The sequence below is a fragment of the Kluyvera sichuanensis genome (genome assembly GCF_040930405.1).
GTDB classification, from domain to species: Bacteria; Pseudomonadota; Gammaproteobacteria; order Enterobacterales; family Enterobacteriaceae; genus Kluyvera; species Kluyvera sichuanensis.
The window spans coordinates 393,291-413,105 of record NZ_CP162271.1 but is presented as its reverse complement, the minus strand read 5'-3'; the positions used below and the strand labels follow the sequence as shown (position 1 = coordinate 413,105).

At 48.1% G+C, this 19,815-nt stretch carries 27 protein-coding genes and 1 tRNA gene; 7 read left to right on the top strand and 21 right to left on the bottom strand.

What is annotated here, in order from left to right:
* Nucleotides 1–245: 245 nt before the first annotated feature.
* From AB2B48_RS01975 to AB2B48_RS01950, 6 genes are all read right to left on the bottom strand, one after another.
* Nucleotides 246–845 (bottom strand): hypothetical protein, encoded by a 600-nt coding sequence (locus AB2B48_RS01975; protein WP_112205457.1) that lies wholly within the window; start codon nucleotides 843–845, stop codon nucleotides 246–248.
* Nucleotides 846–857: 12 nt separating this feature from the next.
* Nucleotides 858–1,907 (bottom strand): DUF968 domain-containing protein, encoded by a 1,050-nt coding sequence (locus AB2B48_RS01970; protein ID WP_112205455.1) that lies wholly within the window; start codon nucleotides 1,905–1,907, stop codon nucleotides 858–860.
* On the bottom strand, nucleotides 1,892–2,269 hold the full coding sequence (locus tag AB2B48_RS01965; protein WP_112205453.1) for a RusA family crossover junction endodeoxyribonuclease: 378 nt from the start codon (nucleotides 2,267–2,269) through the stop codon (nucleotides 1,892–1,894). Before AB2B48_RS01965 ends, AB2B48_RS01970 begins: the two co-directional genes overlap by 16 nt.
* A complete protein-coding gene (locus AB2B48_RS01960) occupies nucleotides 2,266–2,466 on the bottom strand; it encodes a hypothetical protein (RefSeq protein ID WP_112205451.1) in 201 nt (66 codons plus the stop codon). The genes AB2B48_RS01965 and AB2B48_RS01960 overlap by 4 nt, the downstream gene beginning before the upstream one ends.
* A gap of 127 nt (nucleotides 2,467–2,593) precedes the next feature.
* The gene (locus tag AB2B48_RS01955) at nucleotides 2,594–2,851 is read right to left on the bottom strand and encodes a hypothetical protein (protein WP_309300376.1); all 258 of its coding nucleotides are present in this window, start codon (nucleotides 2,849–2,851) and stop codon (nucleotides 2,594–2,596) included.
* 37 nt (nucleotides 2,852–2,888) lie between these two features.
* Nucleotides 2,889–3,122 (bottom strand): DinI-like family protein, encoded by a 234-nt coding sequence (locus tag AB2B48_RS01950; protein ID WP_112205449.1) that lies wholly within the window; start codon nucleotides 3,120–3,122, stop codon nucleotides 2,889–2,891.
* Nucleotides 3,123–4,127: 1,005 nt separating this feature from the next.
* On the opposite strand from AB2B48_RS01950, the gene AB2B48_RS01945 reads away from it, so the two are divergent.
* Nucleotides 4,128–5,651, top strand: coding sequence for an EAL domain-containing protein (locus tag AB2B48_RS01945; protein ID WP_325915582.1), 1,524 nt, complete (start codon nucleotides 4,128–4,130; stop codon nucleotides 5,649–5,651).
* Nucleotides 5,652–5,845: 194 nt separating this feature from the next.
* Here the strand turns inward: AB2B48_RS01945 and AB2B48_RS01940 are convergent, their stop codons facing one another.
* The 11 genes from AB2B48_RS01940 to AB2B48_RS01890 form a co-directional block, all read right to left on the bottom strand.
* The gene (locus AB2B48_RS01940; RefSeq protein WP_112205443.1) at nucleotides 5,846–6,052 is read right to left on the bottom strand and encodes a hypothetical protein; all 207 of its coding nucleotides are present in this window, start codon (nucleotides 6,050–6,052) and stop codon (nucleotides 5,846–5,848) included.
* A gap of 47 nt (nucleotides 6,053–6,099) precedes the next feature.
* On the bottom strand, nucleotides 6,100–6,615 hold the full coding sequence (locus AB2B48_RS01935; protein ID WP_325915581.1) for a DUF550 domain-containing protein: 516 nt from the start codon (nucleotides 6,613–6,615) through the stop codon (nucleotides 6,100–6,102).
* Nucleotides 6,612–6,887 (bottom strand): hypothetical protein, encoded by a 276-nt coding sequence (locus tag AB2B48_RS01930; protein WP_112205441.1) that lies wholly within the window; start codon nucleotides 6,885–6,887, stop codon nucleotides 6,612–6,614. The genes AB2B48_RS01935 and AB2B48_RS01930 overlap by 4 nt, the downstream gene beginning before the upstream one ends.
* A gap of 127 nt (nucleotides 6,888–7,014) precedes the next feature.
* Complete coding sequence (locus AB2B48_RS01925) at nucleotides 7,015–7,509, bottom strand: ead/Ea22-like family protein (RefSeq protein WP_112205439.1); 495 nt, start codon at nucleotides 7,507–7,509, stop codon at nucleotides 7,015–7,017.
* Entirely contained in the window at nucleotides 7,506–7,730 is a 225-nt protein-coding gene (locus tag AB2B48_RS01920) for a hypothetical protein (protein ID WP_234502511.1), read from the bottom strand. Before AB2B48_RS01920 ends, AB2B48_RS01925 begins: the two co-directional genes overlap by 4 nt.
* Complete coding sequence (locus tag AB2B48_RS01915) at nucleotides 7,723–7,971, bottom strand: hypothetical protein (protein WP_368300647.1); 249 nt, start codon at nucleotides 7,969–7,971, stop codon at nucleotides 7,723–7,725. Before AB2B48_RS01915 ends, AB2B48_RS01920 begins: the two co-directional genes overlap by 8 nt.
* A 58-nt stretch (nucleotides 7,972–8,029) precedes the next feature.
* Nucleotides 8,030–8,467, bottom strand: coding sequence for a PerC family transcriptional regulator (locus AB2B48_RS01910; RefSeq protein WP_368300646.1), 438 nt, complete (start codon nucleotides 8,465–8,467; stop codon nucleotides 8,030–8,032).
* A gap of 14 nt (nucleotides 8,468–8,481) precedes the next feature.
* A complete protein-coding gene (locus AB2B48_RS01905; protein ID WP_368300645.1) occupies nucleotides 8,482–9,027 on the bottom strand; it encodes a replication protein P in 546 nt (181 codons plus the stop codon).
* On the bottom strand, nucleotides 8,939–9,955 hold the full coding sequence (locus tag AB2B48_RS01900; protein ID WP_322262851.1) for a DnaT-like ssDNA-binding domain-containing protein: 1,017 nt from the start codon (nucleotides 9,953–9,955) through the stop codon (nucleotides 8,939–8,941). Before AB2B48_RS01900 ends, AB2B48_RS01905 begins: the two co-directional genes overlap by 89 nt.
* 46 nt (nucleotides 9,956–10,001) lie before the next feature.
* The gene (locus AB2B48_RS01895; RefSeq protein WP_322262852.1) at nucleotides 10,002–10,556 is read right to left on the bottom strand and encodes a toxin YdaT family protein; all 555 of its coding nucleotides are present in this window, start codon (nucleotides 10,554–10,556) and stop codon (nucleotides 10,002–10,004) included.
* Nucleotides 10,544–10,783 carry a helix-turn-helix domain-containing protein gene (locus AB2B48_RS01890; RefSeq protein WP_322262853.1) on the bottom strand — a complete coding sequence of 80 codons (240 nt, stop codon included), beginning with the start codon at nucleotides 10,781–10,783 and terminating at the stop codon, nucleotides 10,544–10,546. The genes AB2B48_RS01895 and AB2B48_RS01890 overlap by 13 nt, the downstream gene beginning before the upstream one ends.
* A 108-nt stretch (nucleotides 10,784–10,891) precedes the next feature.
* Here AB2B48_RS01890 and AB2B48_RS01885 point away from each other — a divergent pair, with 108 nt between their 5' ends.
* The 6 genes from AB2B48_RS01885 (at nucleotide 10,892) to AB2B48_RS01860 (ending at nucleotide 16,089) form a co-directional block, all read left to right on the top strand.
* Complete coding sequence (locus AB2B48_RS01885; RefSeq protein ID WP_322262854.1) at nucleotides 10,892–11,281, top strand: helix-turn-helix domain-containing protein; 390 nt, start codon at nucleotides 10,892–10,894, stop codon at nucleotides 11,279–11,281.
* Between the two features lie 272 nt (nucleotides 11,282–11,553).
* Nucleotides 11,554–11,694 (top strand): hypothetical protein, encoded by a 141-nt coding sequence (locus tag AB2B48_RS01880; protein ID WP_368300644.1) that lies wholly within the window; start codon nucleotides 11,554–11,556, stop codon nucleotides 11,692–11,694.
* A 41-nt stretch (nucleotides 11,695–11,735) separates the two neighbouring features.
* A complete protein-coding gene (locus AB2B48_RS01875; RefSeq protein WP_368300643.1) occupies nucleotides 11,736–12,080 on the top strand; it encodes an Rrf2 family transcriptional regulator in 345 nt (114 codons plus the stop codon).
* Between the two features lie 141 nt (nucleotides 12,081–12,221).
* The gene (locus AB2B48_RS01870) at nucleotides 12,222–14,780 is read left to right on the top strand and encodes an exonuclease (protein ID WP_368300642.1); all 2,559 of its coding nucleotides are present in this window, start codon (nucleotides 12,222–12,224) and stop codon (nucleotides 14,778–14,780) included.
* Nucleotides 14,781–14,849: 69 nt separating this feature from the next.
* Entirely contained in the window at nucleotides 14,850–15,128 is a 279-nt protein-coding gene (locus AB2B48_RS01865; protein ID WP_072129105.1) for a DUF4224 domain-containing protein, read from the top strand.
* Nucleotides 15,067–16,089 carry a tyrosine-type recombinase/integrase gene (locus AB2B48_RS01860; protein ID WP_368301892.1) on the top strand — a complete coding sequence of 341 codons (1,023 nt, stop codon included), beginning with the start codon at nucleotides 15,067–15,069 and terminating at the stop codon, nucleotides 16,087–16,089. The genes AB2B48_RS01865 and AB2B48_RS01860 overlap by 62 nt, the downstream gene beginning before the upstream one ends.
* A 56-nt stretch (nucleotides 16,090–16,145) precedes the next feature.
* On the opposite strand, the gene AB2B48_RS01855 is transcribed toward AB2B48_RS01860, so the two are convergent.
* The 4 genes from AB2B48_RS01855 to AB2B48_RS01840 form a co-directional block, all read right to left on the bottom strand.
* Complete coding sequence (locus tag AB2B48_RS01855; protein ID WP_325915575.1) at nucleotides 16,146–16,541, bottom strand: hypothetical protein; 396 nt, start codon at nucleotides 16,539–16,541, stop codon at nucleotides 16,146–16,148.
* Between the two features lie 249 nt (nucleotides 16,542–16,790).
* Entirely contained in the window at nucleotides 16,791–17,684 is an 894-nt protein-coding gene (locus AB2B48_RS01850) for a hypothetical protein (RefSeq protein ID WP_368300641.1), read from the bottom strand.
* 263 nt (nucleotides 17,685–17,947) lie between these two features.
* Nucleotides 17,948–18,035: transfer RNA gene (locus AB2B48_RS01845), tRNA-Ser, on the bottom strand.
* 144 nt (nucleotides 18,036–18,179) lie between these two features.
* Nucleotides 18,180–19,799, bottom strand: a complete 1,620-nt coding sequence (locus AB2B48_RS01840; RefSeq protein WP_368300640.1) for an ABC transporter substrate-binding protein — start codon at nucleotides 19,797–19,799, stop codon at nucleotides 18,180–18,182.
* Nucleotides 19,800–19,815: the final 16 nt, after the last annotated feature.

Sequence of the window (19,815 nt, the reverse complement as noted above, 5' to 3'; positions counted from 1 at the left end):
AATGTTGTGGGATAGTGCGAGAAACGGCGATGTGACAGGGGTACTGATGCAATGCATCCCGCGAATACCCCTGTCGTATCGCCGCAAAACAAAAGCCCCGACTGGCGGGGCTTTCGCTATATTCAAATTGTCGCTTAACGTCGCTGTCATCGTGGCGCAGCTCTGCCAAGCATGAATGAATTATCTGATTTTCTGGCCAGATTTCAATAACAAAATAAATAAAGAGCACAAATAGCTAAAATAAATCACTCTTCCATCAGCTTACGGGATGAGAGGAATACCTTTGCCCGGAAAATCTCAAGGCACCAGCGAACTCGCTTCCGCGCTTCTCCATCAGTAAGCCATGGGGCAATCGCCTGTAGCTCTCTACTGATATCAGCAATTTTCCTTCGTGTGGTGTAATACTGCAGGCCGACAATGTAGACGGGATCGTTGATATCAAAAGCCGCCAGTACAGACTCTTCAATAAAATCCACGTCATCATTGGTAATCGCCTCATCAATGACGCTGCCTGGGGTTTGCGGCCAAATGATACAATGTGCTCTCTTTAAGGCCTGTTCCCCTTTGAACCCCTCGCTTCTAGCCTGCTCAAGCGCAACGGTAAATCGTTCCAGAGCTTTATCTGACCATCGCCCTCTTCTGATTACGTTCCAGCAGGAATGCTCACGCGGCATACGTGGGGCAGCTCCTCCTCTAACGCCCTCTCCCCAAGTTGATAGAAGTGATTTAATCCATCCCCCCTGAATATTGGTGAGCGGAGTAAAACGGCCTAACCAGCTTTTGCGGGGCGCGGCAGCGACAGTGGCGAGCCCTTGTTGGTGCAGACGGCGTTGACGTGGTGTCATGATGATTCTCCTTTACGCCAGAACGCCGAGCGCATAGGCCCGGTCCAGCAATTGAATGATTAATACTGGCTGCGGCGCATACTCGCGCTCGAATGCGGCGGGGTTGTCATGTAACTGGCGGTGATGAACCCGGCATAGCGGTATGGTGAAAATGTCGTGGGCTCTGGTTGCCATCCCGCCCTGTCCCCATCCGATAAGATGGTGGGCATCATCTGCCGGCTGTCCACAGCACGCGCACGGCTGGGTTTTAACCCATTCAATAAAGCGCGAGGATATCCAGCGAATACGCTTAGGCCGGGCGAATAATGTGGCGGGGGCTTCTGGGTCTACCTGAACCTGAACAACGGGTTTTACAGCTTTTGGTTCCGGTTGTGGTTCAGCAGTTGCCTGACGGGCAGGAACAAGGCTAATCCGTTCGGCGAGTATGTCCGCTGCCGGGTATGACGGAACAATCTCGCTTTCTTTGTAGACCGACTGGAAAGGATCATCTTTCAGACCAAGGGAACGGCTCGCCATATTTTCGGTTATGGCATCCCCTATCCCCTCTGATACGGCCCACCAGCACAACTCAGCCAGCGAAAGCATTCTGTCCGCAGCGCAGCCGGTTTTGATACGAACACATTCGATCACCCAATCAGCGAGGTTTCTGGCGATCAGCTCATCCAGAACTTTGTCGCTCTGGTTGCGTAGCTCGTTGTCACAATGCCAGCACGCGACAATTGAACCCGGCTCATGCCTGAACATCACCAGCTCACGGTGGTGGTAGTTGCTGTGCGGCCACTGGCATTTTGAAACATTACGGCCCAGCCAGTCCTCCAGCGCCGTAACGCCACCAGCAGCCCGAACAACACGCGCATCCAGAAAGAATGGCGTTAGTGTCGGATCTTCCGCCAGCACCTGCCGGGCGTCTGCTATTCTGCCCGACGGTAAATCTTTCATGGAGTCCGGTTGCCGCTCAATCAGAATACGTCCGCCGCTGAATAAGCCCATCAGCTCCTTGCCTGGCTTCAGCAGAACAATACCCATATGACGGGCAATCTCTGGCATCAGGAGAGCTCGCACGGTTCCCCCTCCCGGATGATCATCTTTCCGGTTTCGCCCCAGATTTTGGTCACGCGCCCATCCCAGATATGGCTATCCTCGCCAAAAATGGCATCCAGCAGCGCCTTTTCTAAATTATCTTTATCAGGCTTTTGCTGGTGGGGTTTCCCATCCATTAAGGCTCGTTTCTTCTTACTCCAGCTCGGTGGCATCGGCAGAACAAAGATAACGTGATACCCGCTTTCCGGGAGCGTGACCTTGTTCAGCCTCACCTCGTCACAGAAAGCACGGTACCGGAGAACCTCCGGGCGTTTTTTCCATTTATCGGCGCGGGTCATTCGGGGTTTGCCCAGTGGGGTGATGTTGTAAACCTTCTCGTTCATTTCCACCCCCGCGAGCACATAGAGCGCTGCGTCCGCTGGTGGCGGTCAGATACAGGAAGGAATGCGGACACAACCCAAAAGCGGGGATCTGCATCTAGGCTTTTTTCTACGGTGATGTTATTCGCACGATAACGGGCCACCAGCTCTTCGGCCTGTTCTTCGGTCAGGTTGTCCTGATAGAACCAGTCTCTTTTCATACCGTACCCCGGCAGAAAAAAGACAAAAGAGAACCGCTGACGTGGCTGCACATCAGGGAAAAAATCGGGACTTGTGTGTTTTGCGCCATGGTGTCTCCGTGGCGCAGCAGGTATAGGCTGTTCAGACCTATGACGGGAGTTTAGCAGAACCGGATGGAATCAGGTAACCAGGTCGGGACTTTGCCATTTCAAGCATTTGAGCGAATAACGACGGTGTGCCTACTATCTCATCTGGCTGCAAAGGCATGAAGGAAATCACATCCCCACGGCGGTACATCAGCGCGCGCTCGCTGACAGGAAATGATGGAAGCCTGGCGACAATAACGCCATCATCGCATCGAATTACGACATAGCCCTGATCAGGCATATTCTGTTTTAGATCCACTACAAACCCCTCGCTACTGCCCTGTTTCGGCGTCGAATTAATAAAACCAGTCGTCCGCGCTTTCCCACGTTTCCTGCAGGATTTGCTCGACTCGCTTTTTGTCGCCATCAGCGCCACCAATGACACTCAGGCCATCGGTACTGGTACGACGGACCATCAGCTTACAGTCTTCATAATTCTGGCTTAATCGGCGTAGCAATTCGGCTTCCAGTGCAGGTACTGCGCCATCGGGTAACTTTTTCTTTTTATCGATTGTGACTTCGACTCTCATACGTCCTCCACTCGAAATGCTGTATAAATAAACAGTACACCCATGCAGCAGATTTATCAATCCTATAAAGGCATTTTTTGTGAAGGTTACTATGTTGTTTCTAATGAGTTTTTATGACGCCAACAAAAAACCCGCCGGGGCGGGTTCTGGTATTTTCTGGGCTGTTTTCGGGCCTATATTATGGGTAATTCGTCAGGTTCGGCGCGTCGTATTACGTTGATCTCGTATGTCATCACGCCGGATACTGGTACTTCGGCAAGCACGTAGCCTTACTGCTACTCGCTCTTATACCAGATGACCACCGCCCGACAGTCTCGCCGATTGAGTCTTGCGTAACAAATAGTCTTTGGATAACAACGCATGGTCGCATTCACATGATAAACGGGATCATCCAACATGCGTCCCAATGTTTATTCACCTACTGACGATATCTAGCCAGCCTAGGCATCCATCGAAATGGTTTCCTGATACTAATAAAATGAGATGCTTATCATGCTAAGCATTTTATTGGTGCCACTAAAAATAGTAGTTATCTAAATGTGTTATAATTTTTCTTTATAACTACAAGTTCTTAAACCATTAAAAAACAGTCGCTTATATGCTTGTTTTTTTTTGCACAATTCAAATGTGTTATGTTGACAATAATCATGTTAGACACATAATGGTGTTATAACTGGACATTTTAATATTCTTGTGGGAAAAATAAAACAGACCTATCAAACTTGACTAAGAGTCTATGATAGTGAAACGTAGGCCAAGGGAGTTAACCAAATGATTATATCTGATATTTTTCTAGCAACAATTATGCCGTTCTCACCCTCAAAACTCCATTTCATTGATTTTACTTATGAAGAACTGGATACAATCGTTAAGAGACAATATAGTAACATTAGCACTATAAAAATTAAAACACCCCGAGTCATGTGGAAACCATTTAATAAACACAAAAAATCTCAAGGGAAAATAGCACAAATGTTCTATTATTTCTAAATTGGAATAATTTATATGCATAGAAAAAAAAGAGACATCATAAAACCAGTTAGCATTCTGACGGTCATTTTTCTGTTTTTCTTACTCCTGGATTTTATTTTTTTCACTTATGACTCAAATCAAAAAAACAAAGAAACAATCAACGAAATATCAATCATTGTTGATGACATGATCTCATATGCAAACAAAACCAATGATACAGTTATGAATCTGATGTCTACCCGTAACACATGCGATGATGCGCTTCCAGAGATTAGACGAATTATAACCACAACCCCTTTTGTGCGATCAATATCATTTGGTGAAAATGGGGTCATAAAATGCCACTCGTTGATTGGAAATTTGAATATAAAAGATCCTCAAAAGCACTATCTTGATAACAGAATGGCACTAATTACTGGAAATTTAATTCAAAGTCAGCACCCTATCTTATTAGTGAAAAATAACTATGGCTCTATGTTTTATGTCACGGCTATAGATGGAATGTATCTACAGATGATAATGAAGCAATTATCTGATGCTGGATTATCAATTCAGTTTTCTGTAGGTGGTGTTTATGTATCTGGCGACGGGATATTATCCTGGCGTTCGATGACAGACTCGCACGTAGCAGTTCAATCAATTATATCTCATCAGTACCCATACAAATTAACGACCGGACTTAACTACAATTCGATTGTATCTGCGTATCTACACGTTCAGAAACATCATATTTATGTGTTGGCCTTTCTTTTTCTCACCCTAACATTCGTAATAATTCGACGTTCAAGAAAACCATATACCATGAGCGATGATATAAGGCTTGGTATCGAAGGAAATGAATTTATCGCATTTGGACAAAAAATAACACGAATTGAAGATGGAACAACAAGTGGCATCGAAATACTTGTTAGATGGTCACATCCTACACAAGGTCTTGTAAGACCAGATATATTCATTCCGCAAGCTGAAGCAGCAGGCCTGATAATACCAATAACGCAAGGGTTGTTTAAACAAGTATCTACTATTATTAATAGTATTGATGGTGAACTTCCTGATGGATTTTATGTATCATTTAATATAACTGCTAAACATTTTGATGATTTGACTCTGTACAAGGATTGTATTAATTTTTTAAGTCAAGTTAAAAACAAGGGCGTGAGATTGATTTTAGAACTAACTGAGCGAGAGATTATACCTCAGGATAAAACAACCCTAAGATTGTTTAGATTATTACATGAAGCTGGTATTGAATTGGCTATTGATGACTTTGGCACAGGTTACTCGAGTTACTCATATTTACACAACCACTATATTTCCATCCTTAAGATCGACCGCTCATTTGTAGATAAAATAAATACTGACGCTGTATCAAGCGTGCTAATTGATAGTGTAATTCATCTTGGTAACGAGCTATCATTAAAAATGATTGCTGAAGGCGTTGAAACCAAGGAGCAAGTTGAGTATTTACATAGTAAAAATATAAAGTATGCTCAAGGGTATCTTTACGGTAAACCTAAAGCAATCAAAGATATTATTTCAGATATTATTAAATCCTAACTCAACTAGCGTTAATAGTAAGATTCAGGCTCGGTTAATATCAAGCCTGAATCTTACTTAGAATCCTATTTATTTTAACTAATCGGCCAGGGCACAACTAGTCAACTTTAATCAAGTAATAATCATCTCTCCTTTTTGCTGCAATGTTGTGCTTCGACATGAAAAAACCCACTGGGTATTTGAGGGGGTTATAGTCACTCCGGTAGTAATTCGTAGAGCTTTAACGCCCTGAATGCTCCATGCCCTCCTAGCCCATAAATCCTGTCTGGTTCCTTTGTAACTTCAGCGAGCACTTTACCCAAGATAACGGGGTCTGAATCGCCATCTTCAATATCTACAACTGCTGTGAAATTATGAGGGTTGTCGTCGTATTCAAACTCAACATAATACTTCTTTTTCATATTTTACCCTTTCGTTGCACATGCAGATGAAATATAGACCATGTTACTCACTTCACCTCCTGCGGTGCTTCCCTCGTATGTAGCCTTGGCTCTCCATCCTTTGGCTCAGGCCATTCTCGCTGCATATTAACCTTCAGTTTTTCTTCCATTGCTGCAGTAATTTCACCATCACTGATACCCGCTCGGCGTTGTGCGTCCCAAAGAAGAAACTGCATATCAGCCCATTCGCTCAGATCGTCAATGTCAGCAGCAGCTTCAAGCGCCTCTTTCGAAAGATGCTTCAGTGGTCCAACAGGACCAACATCGCCGAACGTTTTCCCCGACCATTCTGCATGCCGGCGGCGTATTAGGTTGCGTAGCTGTAGTGATGCACTCTTCTCCGCCTCCCGACTCACCAGCAGCTCCTCCAGCCCCTTGATAGCATCAGCAATGACGCATGCCATGTCGCCGCCGTTCTGGTACTGGAGGGAGCGTTTCAGCTCTGCGATGAGGCGGATAAGCCGCTCAGCGGTAAGCGGTTTGTTTGCAGGATGGTTAGCTGGGTCTGTTAAGTTGATATTCATGCTGCACGCTTCTGCTTACGGTTAGAGCGGCACACAAGCGCCCAAAAGTTCATTTCGCAAATCATCGCCGTCAGCACTTCAGCCCGACGACGACACCCTAATTTATTGGACTTCCCAACCGACCGCTTGCGCTGACGCAACACCTTTCGTGTGTGCGCCGCCTGTACTTCATCACGTCGCTGTTTTGAGGCGTAAACACCCTTTGCAGGTACTTTCCGCGCCTGTTTCTGGTAGGCAGTTAACAGGTCATGCACATCTGATGATTTAGTCATTCTGTTTACGCTCCTTAGCGCTTATATCCAGTGAGAAACATGAAGCCGACAACGGTGCACACAGCAACGCCTATTCCCGCAATGCCGATTAACGCCCAGACCAGAATTGTTCCGATTGTTGCAATCATCATCCTTCTCCTTCGATAACCTGGATGCCAGCGGCGTCGAGCATTTCAAAAATCGCCGTTTTGTTAAACCAGTGTCCTGCTGGGTATGGCACCATTACCGCATGCCCACTTTGAACAACCCCCACGTGTAACTCAGGAAGCTTCACGGTGACTGTGCGGGACTCCAGCACGCTATTCGATAACTCGACAGTTCTCAGTTGTTCCTGCAGCTGTTTCACCTCGTCGAAAAGTTCGCAGGCATGGCGGCCTTGCTTAGCGCTTTTATGCTGCTCAGCTTCCAGCGCCTCTACCAGAGTCCGAATCATCCGCGCGGCCTGTCCACACTCATCAACGATAGAAACGTTTGTGCCGGTTTCTACTCCATCGACTTCGAATCGCAAATCGACATCATCAGAATCAATATCGCTGGCCTCAAATTGAGAGATATATTCCATTGTGAATGCGGACGCTTTTGCTTTGCTGACGAGCAGCGCCAGTGCGGTGATATCGTTCATTCCTCGTCCTCCAAGTCAGCAATAGCGTCCATAACGTCAGAGCCGCGAATAATTTCAAATGCGTGGCAGGCCATTTTAAAAACGAGCTGCTCTTGCGGGTGCGGTGATTCCCAGTACTTAAATCCTGGGCGGTGCGAGTAGCCCTGCATCGCGTAAAATTCACCGGCAAGCTCAATGGCCGCATCGACTAGTTCGCGATTTGTCATTGGCTGGTTAGTCATGCTCGGCTCCTTGGCGTAACTGGGCGGCAAATCCATTGCAGAGTTCTCCGGCATCCTGCAGGACCAAGCGCGCATCTTCATGCAACCCTTGGGCGTACTGTTTCAGGTATTCGCCAGCCAGTTCGGCCCCTTCCGCCTGCGCATCTGCCAGTTGCTGTTTAAGTTTCTCGTTTGCGGTTACCAGTTCTGCGTTACATTCAGCCAACTGGTTCACTGTTAAACCTTCAGTCGTTTTTTTCATGCCCGATTTCCCCGAATTAGTTTTACTCTGCCGTTCCCGCTGTTGTGATGAATGTTCATCAGCATCGTGCATTACGCAGGCAGCGGTTGCGCAGCCTTGCAATGCCCCATAGTTCGTTTGAAGTGCTGGTCATCCCCATGATCGAGGTGTAAGCCGTCGCGGCTCTCCGCCAGAGCCCTTTGCTCTCCAGCGCTTTGGCCTTTGCCATCGCCTCCTGAACTTCCTGCAGGTTTTCTGGTGCAGAGCGCGGCGCCACATCTGGCAGTTCAACATCGGGTACCTCAACGCCTGCACGTACCCGGTAAACGTACTGAGTGCCGTTGTTAATCCGTCCCAGCTTTCCTGCGTAATACAGCTGGCGCAGATGATTTCCTGCACTGCTTGACGGAAGATCCAGCGCTTCGCATATATCCTGCAGGACGCAATCAGGCGTTCTGCCCACAATGGCGAGCACCAGCTGCGCCTGTGTTACTCGGTCTTTGGTCTTTTTGGTCATTGGTCAAAACTCGCTTACTTGGTTAAACCTGCCGCTTTGCGGCGCTTGTACTCGTCCATCAGTATTTGCGCTGGCGTCGGCCCCGAAGGGTGACTTGGCGCAGCTAACTGGCGGCGTATCGGCGGGATTGAAAAGCCGTTAGCCAGATGCTTCGTCCACTTCGTCAGTAACTTATCTGCCAGCTTTTTTAGCTCTCCTTCTGTCAGGTTTCTTTCCACTCCGGTTCTGCGCATTTCAATGCAGATGTGATAAAGCACATCCTGTTTCCATGGGTATTTATCGCTCCCCGAATAACGGTATGATTCGTTTCGCCAGAGTCTGTACTCTGTAAGAACGGCGTCAGAGGTCAGATTGAATGGGTTGGCGCCGCTGGCAGAAACCAACGAAACAAACTCAGCAAGATCTGGCGGCCATGTGTGACCCAAAGCACACCGCTCCATGCACTGACTACACACCAACGCAATCTGGGCTTCACTCATCGTTCCAATTTGGGCCATCCAGAGTTCTGACGGTTCTTCCCCGTTCTTCTGAATCCAGCGATTCGAAAATATCTCGCCCATGACTTCCCACAGACGCCAGGCTGTTTCGCTCGCCTGAGTGTTCTGCAGCACGTTGCCGTTGTTCACGGGCTGCTCGTATCTGTTGAACAGCTCTGGATGCTGCTGGTTCGGTTCGTGTTCCCACATGACCTGTTTCCCCTTGTACTGGTTTTGGCTGGGCTACTGCCCTGTTTAGGTGGCGGGCTAACTTCTGCTCCCACTGAACCTGATGAAAAACTTTCCCCTCAGCCTGCCAGTAGGCAATGAAACTACTCAGTTCCGCCGGAAGGTTTAGCCCTTGCTTAACTGGCATTCCCCACAGCACCGCTTGCCGCTGGAAATCTCCGGAAGGTTTCCAGCCCTGGTACATTTGGAATTTTCCAAACGACTGGCTACCACCAAACGCAATTCCTGGCTGTCCAGGATAAGTAGGGGTATCTGGCCCGACCACCTCTCTATGTATGGGGTTTAGATCTTTAGGTTCCTTTGGTAGATTCCGGATCCCGTTTTTGGGATCGTTTGACGGAAAAAACGGGATCGTTTGGTCGTTTTTCATACCGGAAACACAACCGTTTTCGGTATCGTTTGATGGTGTAACAACCCCGTTTCCGGGTGCATTTAAACGATCCCGGTTTTGGTAATGTTCCCGTTTTCGGGTGTGTTCTAAATCTCCAATGCTTTCTTCCACACCAAGGAGACGGTACACAGGAATTTGTTTTGTCCTGCCCCGACGTTCACCGGTATCCTGAATCAGCCCAATGGACACTAAATATTGCAGGCTGGACTGAACGGTTTTCTTATCCAGTTCAGTTGCTTCGGCTAGCGCTGGAATGGATGGGAAGGCACAAAGATCCGCCCCACACATATCTGCAAGCCAGGTTAATACCGCCTTTGCAGATGATTTCCCGGTCTTCACCTTTTTGGCCCATCGCATTGCGTCAATGCTCATGTGGCCTCCTCTCGATTCTTTACGGTACTCATTGGTCAAAACTCGATTAAAAACACTGTGGCGCTACGGCGGCTACGCTCGCCAGTAGTGGTCCCGCCAGATCTGCTGGAAGCAGGTTAAACAATGCGATTGCAGCCTCTCTTATCTCGCGCTCAAGCTTCTGAACCGGAGCACCTAACAACTTCGCCTGGTGAGCATCGCTACACTCTTTGATCGCACTGGCCACCAGCTCTGTTTCCGTTAACCCGCGCTTTAAACCGTACTTACGGGCTACTTCAATCGGCATGGCATCAGCAATCGCCGTGGAAAGCTGGATGACATATCCGGTGTATTTCTCAGAACCGTTTTCGTTCTTCAGATAGCGGTACAGGTTTTGCTTGTTAACACTGATGCCGCGACCGTTTTGTTTTTCCCACTGTTCGGCCACCAGCTGAGCCACCACATCCTGTGCTTTACCAGGAATTGTGGATTCCCATTCCTGCACTGCCGCATAAATTTTCTGGCACTGCATGCCATCGCGGCGACGAGGCGAATACTGATTTTTTGTTTTCAGCGAAGCGGTTTTTTGCCGGTTAAGATGTTCGAACGCTACTGATTGCATGATTTTCCATCCTGTTTAATAGCGGGATCGGTAGGAAATACGCTGTCCAGAGTGCACTCAGCTCCCAACGCGTTAAGTGTTTCAACGATGGTTCTGCATTCTGACAGCCCTGGCTCTCTAAGATCGGCTTCGTAGTTAGATAATCGAGAGCGGCCCCAGCCAAGTGCTTCGGCTAGCTGCGATTGCGAGAATCCTAATTTCTGGCGCTCAAAGGCAATGTTATTCACGGGTTACTCCTACACAGATTTTATGCGTCATATTAGACACATTTCGTGTCCATGGTCAACCTCAGAATGTGTCACACCTCTAGCCACGGAGCGTGGTAATATTTCGGGATGAAATCTATGGCTGAAATTATTGGTGAGAGACTCAAGTCTCTTCGTGAACGTAAGAAGTTAAGCCAAGCGCAACTGTCCAAGTTGTGCGGATGGTCTACTGCTTCAAGAGTAGGGAACTACGAGGGAGGGTTGAGGAACATTGGTGTAGATGACGCCATTACACTCGCCAGATACCTTGATACTACGCCTAGTTTTATTCTTTTCGGTGATGAGCAGAACAAAGGGCAGGAGTTGCCAGAAAAACAGCGGCGTTTGCTACTGCTATTTGATCAGCTTCCTTCGGCCGAACAAGATAAAATGATTGATCTCTTCGAAGTGCGCCTCAAAGAAATTGACGATTACGTCGCTAAATACCTCCAGGGTAGATACAAACCCGCAGAAGAGTAACCCCCCTCTCAACCGGCTCCTAGCCGGTTTTTTATAACCAATTCAGTCCCATTGTTCAGTGGTCCTTGCACGCGCCTGTTATCATCACCTTTTGTGTTGACACATAGACACGCAATGTGTCTATAATGATTTCACAAATTCAGTCATCAAGGCAGGAAGCCCACGCAGTAGTTGCCGGCGGCATACGAAGCACCGGATGAGATGACAATAATCAACGCGCAGCAGGCAGTACCGTTCCGTCAGCCAGACGTTAAAGGCACAAAGGAGAAATCATGATTGATTTTGCACGCGAACCAGCTCGTCAACAAGCCGTGAAATTGAATTTAATCGAAGTGTGGATCCGCCGACTCTGCTACTTCCTCGCCCAGAAAGGCGACCCGGCTGCCGACCAACAGCCAGTAAAAAGTTTCTAATCGAGTTTTGACCAATGGCCGTCGCGGCCGGAGATGTGAATATGGAATTTGGAATGAAACGCGTTCTGGCATCCGTCCAGGCCGTCGCTACCCTGAACAAAATGTACGATGGTTCGCCGGTGTCCCTGACAGCTATCAGCAAAGAATCAAAGCTGTCCACTTCATACCTTGAGCAGATATTCAAAAAGCTGCGCAACGGTAATCTGGTTATCTCGCAGCGCGGGCCCGGTGGCGGTTATAGCCCTCGAGGCGAAGAGATCACTGTTACAGACGTAATCACTGCGGTATCTAAACTGCCAGCTCATAAAACCTTTGAGCCTATCCTGCGAGCGCTTGACGGCGTTCACGTGTCGCAGCTACTGCGGAGCGATTCTTCAGCCCCATAAAGCACAAAACCCGCGCAAGGCGGGTTAAGCACCCGGAAAGCCGACCAAAGCGTTCCGGTTTCGAGTTTTGACCAATGACCACCACCAAGGCGGCTGCCATCAGCTGCCGGGTATCTTACAACCTGAAGGAGCCAGAACGCAATGAACAACTATGCGTACCTGATTAAAGCAAAAGCGAAAGCCACTGAGGCTAAAAGCATTTTTTGCTGGTTTTCTGCAAAATCTGATTCGCGAGCAGACCGCGAGATACTGAACATCCTTGAGGACGAAGGGATCACCGTCGGGCGTGCTGCCGACCACCAGCTCCCTATCCGCACAAACTTTCCTGTTCTGGACGATCTGCCAGTAGAAAGCGTACTGGATGACACCTGGTGCGACCGTTACCAGCTCGATGACAACAACTGCTGGCAAAAAATCGTTGTGGAAGCCACGCCACCAGCTGTTTCCGAAAAGACTAAAACAGAGAGTAACGACTACATTTCTGTTCGCGAGCTCTCCCCTGCACAACAGGTAGCCTGCCACTGGCTCTACGGCAAGCAACACCCATCACAGGAAGAAGTCAGCACCATCAATGAATATCTCGAGAATAAGGACGGTACTCACAATGCGCTGTGTGTCGCAGCTGCTGCGCTAACATCCTCGGACGTTTTAGAACTGACAGATAAACTAGCAACAAAACTTATCGAGTCAGGCTGTGCCTGTGCGGCGCGTAGCTTGCTGGTTAAGCTGTTGGCAGAAATCTGGCATGAAAAAACTGATGATATGACCGGGCAGGACGTAGCCCTGTTCGTTCAGGACTATGAAACATGCGACACCGAAGATGAGCGCGTTGCAGTGGTGGAAGCCTGGACCCGGAAGCAAGAACCACAAACTGAGTCAGAAAACCTGCAGGTGGCTGTTGCCAGCATGTCATTCCGCCGTCGTTTACTGGCGCAATACCTAACTCATGAGCTGGTGTCCATTGCTGATGCGGACCTGATTAAACAAATCGCGGATGCCGAAACAGACACCGATAACAGCTACGTACAGAATCTGCTTCTGGCTGCCGAGAACGCCGGTGAGTTTAAGGATAAAGCGAACGACGCAAACCTTAGTTTCCTGTGCGAAGCTATCAGATCAATCTGGCCGTCTGAAAATAAAAAACCAGAGCTCAATCAGCTAATCTCTTTCATCCGTGACTGGTGGATAACCCCGCATATTAACCGTGGCGTATTCGTGAAAGCATGGCGTACAGGAAAACCTTGTGGCCCGATCCCAATGAAAACAACGGACACAGGGACAAACGCCGGCGGCGTTGGAAAAACAGACCGCGGAGATCTGCTAGAGCATTCCCTTGATACGCTGGATATTGAGATCGCAGCAGCATTATTGCCGATGGATTTTGATATTTATGCGTTCCCTCGAGGGATACTGGAGCGTAGTAAGGACATCGTCAAAAACACAAAAACAATGCCCGCGTTTAGCGCCTGGTCTGAACTGCTGCGGAAGTCCGCCGGTATCCTGGACTATTCCCGCGCCGCAATATTTGCCCTGATTCGCCAGGCACGCCCGGAGATCCATTTATTCCCGAGTGAACACCTTGCCTATATCAGCAAAAACCTGACAGAAACCGATCATGCAAACCCTAGCGCTGAATTACTTGCTGCCGCTCGGCATTTACCTTCGCCAGAAGATGAGAGCACGGATGCTACAGCTGATGATTGCCAGTGCGAAGAAGTAAGCAAAAAGCTCGTCGCCGGGCGCAGTGAATTTGTAGAAGGAATCAGTGACCCGATGGATCCTGAAGACCTATCAACTAAACAGCATGCGATGCCGAAGTGGGCAAAAGCAGATGAACAATCGATCGTGGATGAGCAAAGTGCCGAAACGCACAACCTGCAGGAATGGGCAAAGATTGCTGGCAGCCAGCCACAGATTGCGAATCTTGGCGACGGCATGTTCTCCATCGATAACCTGATAGCAACCCCAGAAAAACCAACCGAGGAAACCACTGATGTGCAGATGGAAGAAGCTCTCAATGATGAAACCGCGGTTGGTTCTGAAATACCAATCAGCAAAGCTGCAGCTGACGCAGTTGCAGGCGATGTTGAAGATGGTGGCCAAACAGGTTCCATAATTAACGATACCGGTCATCACAATGATTTTCGGCACGTCATGGTCGACCTCGAAACCATGGGAAATAAATCAAACGCTCCTATTGTTTCGATCGGCGCAGTGTTCTTTAACCCGAATACCGGCAATACAGGGGCAGAGTTTTATACAGCGGTTTCCCTTGAATCCGCCATGCTCCATGGTGGTGTCCCAGACGCCGGGACAATTATCTGGTGGTTAAAACAATCTCCTGAGGCTCGTTCGGCGATCGCTATGGCCGACACAATGACGCTGATTAATGCGCTGGAGTTATTTTCTGATTTCATCAGCGAAAACTCTGACGCTGGTTCTGATGTGCAGGTTTGGGGAAATGGTGCGTCGTTCGACAACGTGATCCTGCGTTCATCCTATGACCGTGCCAATATCGAATGTCCGTGGAAGTTTAGGAATGATCGCGACGTGCGGACCATGACAGAACTGGGTAAAGCTATCGGTATTAATCCGCGCTACGACATCCCATTTGATGGGGATATGCACAATGCCCTCTCTGATGCGCGTCATCAGGTCAAATATGTCTCTGCTATCTGGCAGAAGTTAACGAATAACTGATTTTTTCTTTTCAGAAAACAGCCCACCAGCCGGTTACTTTTAACTGGCTGGCTATCTGAGGTGATAGCTATGCAAAACCTAACACTGTCACCGGCGGAAATAGAAGAAATAACAGGTTACAGACGCTACACAGAACAGCAGCGACAGCTCAGATGTCACGGAATCCCTTTCACCATCGATGGTAGAAACAGGCCGATTGTTCTGCGTAAAAATCTGGAGCCAGATATTACTGAATTACCAAAGGTTGATGAGTATGTTGCAACGGAACCAAATTTCGACGCCATTTATGGGACGACCACGAAAAAACCCCGCGGATGCGCAGCTGCCGCCCAGGGTTACCAAAAATAAGTACAGCTATGTGTGGAAGCCCAAGGGAACGAAATTAAGCATAACCCTTGGGAAGATCAGAGAAACCAGCATGTCAGCGCTTTGGCGGAGATATGAGGAGGAAAAAGCCAAACGTCACGACGTAATGACATTTTCCAAACTGTGGGGAATGTTTTTGGCGAGTCCAACGTTTACTGAACTAGCGGCCAGAACCCAGAAGGATTACCACCAGCATGAAAAGAAACTGTTAGCAGTATTCGGTAAGGTCAAAGCCGACGATATTAAAATTGAGCAAGTCCGAATTTATATGGATAAGAGAGGGATCAGCAGTAAGAACCAGGCAAACCAGGAAGTATCAAGTATGTCGCGGGTATTTGGCTGGGGATTTGAGCGAGGTTATGTCCGTAATAATCCATGCAAAGGGATTAGGAAATTTACTCTAATTGATCGTGATGTCTATATTCCCGACGAGGACTACCTGGCAATTTATGAACATGCTCGCGTAGAGGTTCAGGTAGCAATGGAAATATCGTATTTATGTGCAGCACGCGAGGGGGACGTGTTTGATTTGATGGTGCAGGATCTTATGACGGATGGGATCTTTATTGAGCAAAATAAAACAGGGAAAAAACAGATTAAGGAATGGACGCCACGACTACGCGCAGCGATAGATAAAGCGCTGGCTCAATTAGTTGGAAGATCTGCCGCTGGTTTTGTAATCCCTAGCCCATCAGGAGGGAGACTGAACCGTAAAACGTTCAATACCTGGTGGAATGATGCCAAGAAAGCAGCAGGAGTGAAATTAGGGAAAAAGATCCCTGGAACATTCCATGATATCAAAGCTAAGGCGATTTCAGATTTTGAAGGTAGCAGCAAAGACAAGCAGCTGTTCAGTGGACACAAAACCGAGATTCAGGTGGCAACTTACGATAGGAAAGTAAAAATATCACCAACCTTAAACGTTCCAAAAATAGATGATTAAACCAATAATAGAAAGTCAGGTTTGTTACAAACCCGCGCAATGCGGGTTTGTAAAGGCTAAAGAGGATCAGTTTTACCGAGGGAAAGATAACCGCCATTGTAATCCCGCCCTAAGCGAGCTAATAAGCGCTGTGTTTCAAGGTAGTCGGCTCTAAATGGTTTCTTTTCATCATCTGTTAACGTTGAATCTTTGATAACTTTCTTTAAAGCTTTCAAATCTCTTTCAAGCTTTCTTCTAGCTGAAGCCAGTTCTTCAGGCTCAAGGAAATAGTTGTAAAGTCTAATCAAGGCCCAAGCAATTATCGGGCTTAGATAAGGAACCATTTTGACCCACGAATCCTGGTATTCAGTCGGGATGAAACCAACAAGGTTGCTCAATACGCCGACCAAAGTTGCAGCGACAGTCGCACCAGCCCCAACGCCAGCGTTAGGAAGTTTTTTATCGGTCATCATTTGACCCCTTTCGCATTTTCCTCAACTGAGTAACAAGTGGAGTACCGCTTTTGAGATCAACTTTGCTAGTTTTTATCAATTCATCATTATGGTAATGATTGATTGTCATAAACCTGACCGGCCAAACGAGATTTAGAATCCATCGAAAGGAAGCATAACCAAAGATAAAGCTGAAAGTGGTGAAGGAAACCCAGCACAAAATTGTAAACAGATTAACAAAATCCATGCTCATGCCTCCTCCCCCTCAACTTAGACAACTCGTCTTTCCTCATCGGCAAGATGACGATAGACCTCTTCAATTGCATACCTAGTTGTAACAGATCCATTAGCCTTTTCAGTAGAAGTAATTCTCATTCTGACACTAAATAGATCACCTTTTTCAAAACTTTGTTGATTGGTCAACACTCGTTCCATGAACGCAGTATCTTCCATAGTCACAGCCCGCTCGCCTACGTCCAGATAACGCATCTTCCAGCCTCTTGCTGAGGTGAAATTAACCTGCGTCAGAGCAACAACGGCTTCCACCATCTCAATGTTCTCATGAGTGAAAGACAAGCGTGGCATAGGCGCAAATTGAGTCGTCGCTTCACCAGTAATACGAAGAACTTCGTATCCCTCAACCTCAACCCTGAAGATTGGCGCATCTTTGTTAGCTAACGGTTGGGTAATAACTTCGTTATACGCTCTTCTTATTACAGAATCAGTAGCCAGCAGCGCATCTGTCTTATCACAAACGATCCGCTCGGTTAGACCATTATTCTCGTAAACTATCTCGGCCCGATCAGACCCATCTTCAGTGTGTATACTCAGAACTTTGTGATTTCTCAATCGCTGAGCGACAGCCAAGGCCCCACCACCAGTTAAACCCAACGCAGGTAGCACTAATGGAAGGTTCTCCATCGCATAAAGCGCAAATTCGACTGCGAACGAGCCTTCAACTGCTGGTACAGTGACTTTAAGATCGACCAAATCCTGCCCTTCGTTAAGAACCAAGCTTGCTTGCTTGACCATAACTGCAATTTGCTGGATTGCTTGCCCCAAAAAGAAAGCATCCATCTTATGCTGAGCGAGTTCTTCATCATTTGCGTCGTAAAAAATGCGAAAGCGTTCTACTTCCTGCAATTCAGCCAGTTCTGGCACCATGAAAAATCCTTGTCTATTGAAGCAACTAAATGATGTGCATAAATTAAAGCCACACACGCATAAAGGCAATCAATAGTCATCTCATCTATTCTGAATTTTCATTTTTTGTGTGAAACGAACAATCGGTGCTGCTGATCAGCATTGAGCCAAAAATGGCGAGATAAGGGGCCAATTTGAAGAAAATATACCAAGTGAATATACCAACACTTTACCAACAGCCCAAAACAACAAGGGGTTACCTTTCGGTAACCCCTTGTTTAATTTGGCGGAAGCGTAGAGATTCGAACTCTAGAACCCTTTCGGGTCGCCGGTTTTCAAGACCGGTGCCTTCAACCGCTCGGCCACGCTTCCAATGAGGCGCACTATAAACATCCCGAACGGACCTGTAAAGCACCAAAACGTTCGTTTGCCTGAAAAACAGCCAAAATGTTGTTATTCGTCTGAAAAAACAACAAAATGGCTATTTTTACGACGCTTTATTCCTCGAATTTCCGCTTAATGCTTTTTGATGTAGATATCTTTGGTGGAGAAGTTTCCAAGGCGATCCGGCGCAAAGCCGCCAACCCACGGTTTCACCAGGTGCGTACGCACATAGTGATAAACCGGAATGGCTGGTACATCGCGCGCCAGCAAATCTTCGGCTTTCTGGTAGTCACGTGCGCGCTGAGCGACATCTTGCGTTCTGGCCGCATCGCGCAGTGCCTCGTCGTAGTCCGGGTTGCTGTACTTTGCCGTATTCTCGCTGTCGCCGGTACGGAAGGTATTGAGGAACGTCGAAGCATCATCGTAGTCCGCAATCCAGGCGTAGCGTACGACGTCAAAATTACCGGTATGCATCGCATCCAGCATGGTTTTCCATTCCTGATTTTGCAGCTTGGCTTCAACGCCGAGATTTTTCTTCCACATCGAGGCGGCGGCAATGGCTATACGCTGATGCGATTCCGAGGTGTTGTACAGCAGATTGAATGACAGCGGGTGCGCTTCATTAAACCCGGCTTCCGCCAGCAGCTTTTTCGCCTCGGCCAGACGCTTATCGCGCGGCCAGGAGGCGTATTCAGGCCCGTGCAGCTTCACGCCGCCAATATCTGGCTGGCTAATCACCCACGCCGGGCTCTGCCCCTGCCCCAATACCTTGTCGGCGATAATGTCTTTATCCAGCGCCATATTCAGCGCACGACGCACGCGGGCATCGTTAAACGGCGGTTTCGTGGTGTTGAACTCATAGTAGTAGGTGGCCAGTTGCGGTTTAACGTCCACCTGATCGCCGAGCGTCTTTTTCAACTGGCTGAACTGGTTAATTGGTAAGGTATAAACGATATCGACTTCACCCGCCTTGTAGCGGTTTACATCAGAAGCTTCAGAGCGGATAGGCAGATAGGTCACCTTGTTGACTACCGTCTTCGTATTATCCCAGTAACGAGGATTGCGCTCGGCCACAATGCGCTCGTTAACCACCCACTGCGAGAGCGTATAAGCGCCGCTGCCCACAAAGTGCTCCGGCTTCACCCATTTATCGCCAAAGCGGCCGATCAGGACTTTATCCAGCGGTACCATCGACGGGTGCGCGAGCATAGCAAGGAAAGCGGAATTCGGCTGAGTGAGGGTCACTTCGATAGTGGTATCATTCAGCGCCTTCACGCCGAGGGTATCCGGGGCTTTCTTGCCTAAGGCAATATCCGCCGCGTTCACAATATGCATATTGCCAGGATAGCTGGCGTAAGGGGATGCGGTGGCCGGGGTAACCAGACGTTGCCAACTCCAGACGACATCCTGCGCGGTAATTGCAGAGCCGTCGGACCAGGTAATCCCGGGGCGCAGGTGGAACGTCCAGACGGTGTTGTCTTTATTGTCCCAGGACTCCGCCAGCCTTGGCTCAATGCTGCCATCGGGTTTCACCGCCACCAGCCCGTCGAAAAGATCGTTGAGGATGTTGAACTCAACGTCGCTCTCTACTTTATGCGGGTCAAGCGAAGCTGGCTCATTGCCGTTGCCACGCACCAGCTCCTGTTTGTCTGCCAATGCAGTACCTTCCGGTACGTTTGCAGCCTGCACGGCGCCGGTTAAACCAAGCGCCAGTAGCGCGATCGTGATGTTGTTATTGTGTTTTAATTTCATTTCCATTGCCTTGTCG

Excerpts from the sequence above, each read along its gene's own strand:
- AB2B48_RS01895 (WP_322262852.1), bottom strand. The coding sequence starts at position 10,556 with ATGCAATCAGTAGCGTTCGAACATCTTAACCGGCAAAAAACCGCTTCG.
- AB2B48_RS01915 (WP_368300647.1), bottom strand. The coding sequence starts at position 7,971 with ATGAAAAAAACGACTGAAGGTTTAACAGTGAACCAGTTGGCTGAATGT.
- AB2B48_RS01975 (WP_112205457.1), bottom strand. The coding sequence starts at position 845 with ATGACACCACGTCAACGCCGTCTGCACCAACAAGGGCTCGCCACTGTC.
- AB2B48_RS01930 (WP_112205441.1), bottom strand. The coding sequence starts at position 6,887 with ATGACTAAATCATCAGATGTGCATGACCTGTTAACTGCCTACCAGAAA.
- AB2B48_RS01965 (WP_112205453.1), bottom strand. The coding sequence starts at position 2,269 with ATGAACGAGAAGGTTTACAACATCACCCCACTGGGCAAACCCCGAATG.
- AB2B48_RS01960 (WP_112205451.1), bottom strand. The coding sequence starts at position 2,466 with ATGAAAAGAGACTGGTTCTATCAGGACAACCTGACCGAAGAACAGGCC.
- AB2B48_RS01940 (WP_112205443.1), bottom strand. The coding sequence starts at position 6,052 with ATGAAAAAGAAGTATTATGTTGAGTTTGAATACGACGACAACCCTCAT.
- AB2B48_RS01910 (WP_368300646.1), bottom strand. The coding sequence starts at position 8,467 with ATGACCAAAAAGACCAAAGACCGAGTAACACAGGCGCAGCTGGTGCTC.
- AB2B48_RS01935 (WP_325915581.1), bottom strand. The coding sequence starts at position 6,615 with ATGAATATCAACTTAACAGACCCAGCTAACCATCCTGCAAACAAACCG.
- AB2B48_RS01925 (WP_112205439.1), bottom strand. The coding sequence starts at position 7,509 with ATGAACGATATCACCGCACTGGCGCTGCTCGTCAGCAAAGCAAAAGCG.
- AB2B48_RS01840 (WP_368300640.1), bottom strand. The coding sequence starts at position 19,799 with ATGAAATTAAAACACAATAACAACATCACGATCGCGCTACTGGCGCTT.
- AB2B48_RS01885 (WP_322262854.1), top strand. The coding sequence starts at position 10,892 with ATGAAATCTATGGCTGAAATTATTGGTGAGAGACTCAAGTCTCTTCGT.
- AB2B48_RS01875 (WP_368300643.1), top strand. The coding sequence starts at position 11,736 with ATGGAATTTGGAATGAAACGCGTTCTGGCATCCGTCCAGGCCGTCGCT.
- AB2B48_RS01880 (WP_368300644.1), top strand. The coding sequence starts at position 11,554 with ATGATTGATTTTGCACGCGAACCAGCTCGTCAACAAGCCGTGAAATTG.
- AB2B48_RS01920 (WP_234502511.1), bottom strand. The coding sequence starts at position 7,730 with ATGACTAACCAGCCAATGACAAATCGCGAACTAGTCGATGCGGCCATT.
- AB2B48_RS01850 (WP_368300641.1), bottom strand. The coding sequence starts at position 17,684 with ATGGTGCCAGAACTGGCTGAATTGCAGGAAGTAGAACGCTTTCGCATT.
- AB2B48_RS01950 (WP_112205449.1), bottom strand. The coding sequence starts at position 3,122 with ATGAGAGTCGAAGTCACAATCGATAAAAAGAAAAAGTTACCCGATGGC.
- AB2B48_RS01870 (WP_368300642.1), top strand. The coding sequence starts at position 12,222 with ATGAACAACTATGCGTACCTGATTAAAGCAAAAGCGAAAGCCACTGAG.
- AB2B48_RS01945 (WP_325915582.1), top strand. The coding sequence starts at position 4,128 with ATGCATAGAAAAAAAAGAGACATCATAAAACCAGTTAGCATTCTGACG.
- AB2B48_RS01860 (WP_368301892.1), top strand. The coding sequence starts at position 15,067 with ATGGGACGACCACGAAAAAACCCCGCGGATGCGCAGCTGCCGCCCAGG.
- AB2B48_RS01900 (WP_322262851.1), bottom strand. The coding sequence starts at position 9,955 with ATGAGCATTGACGCAATGCGATGGGCCAAAAAGGTGAAGACCGGGAAA.
- AB2B48_RS01855 (WP_325915575.1), bottom strand. The coding sequence starts at position 16,541 with ATGATGACCGATAAAAAACTTCCTAACGCTGGCGTTGGGGCTGGTGCG.
- AB2B48_RS01865 (WP_072129105.1), top strand. The coding sequence starts at position 14,850 with ATGCAAAACCTAACACTGTCACCGGCGGAAATAGAAGAAATAACAGGT.
- AB2B48_RS01905 (WP_368300645.1), bottom strand. The coding sequence starts at position 9,027 with ATGGGCGAGATATTTTCGAATCGCTGGATTCAGAAGAACGGGGAAGAA.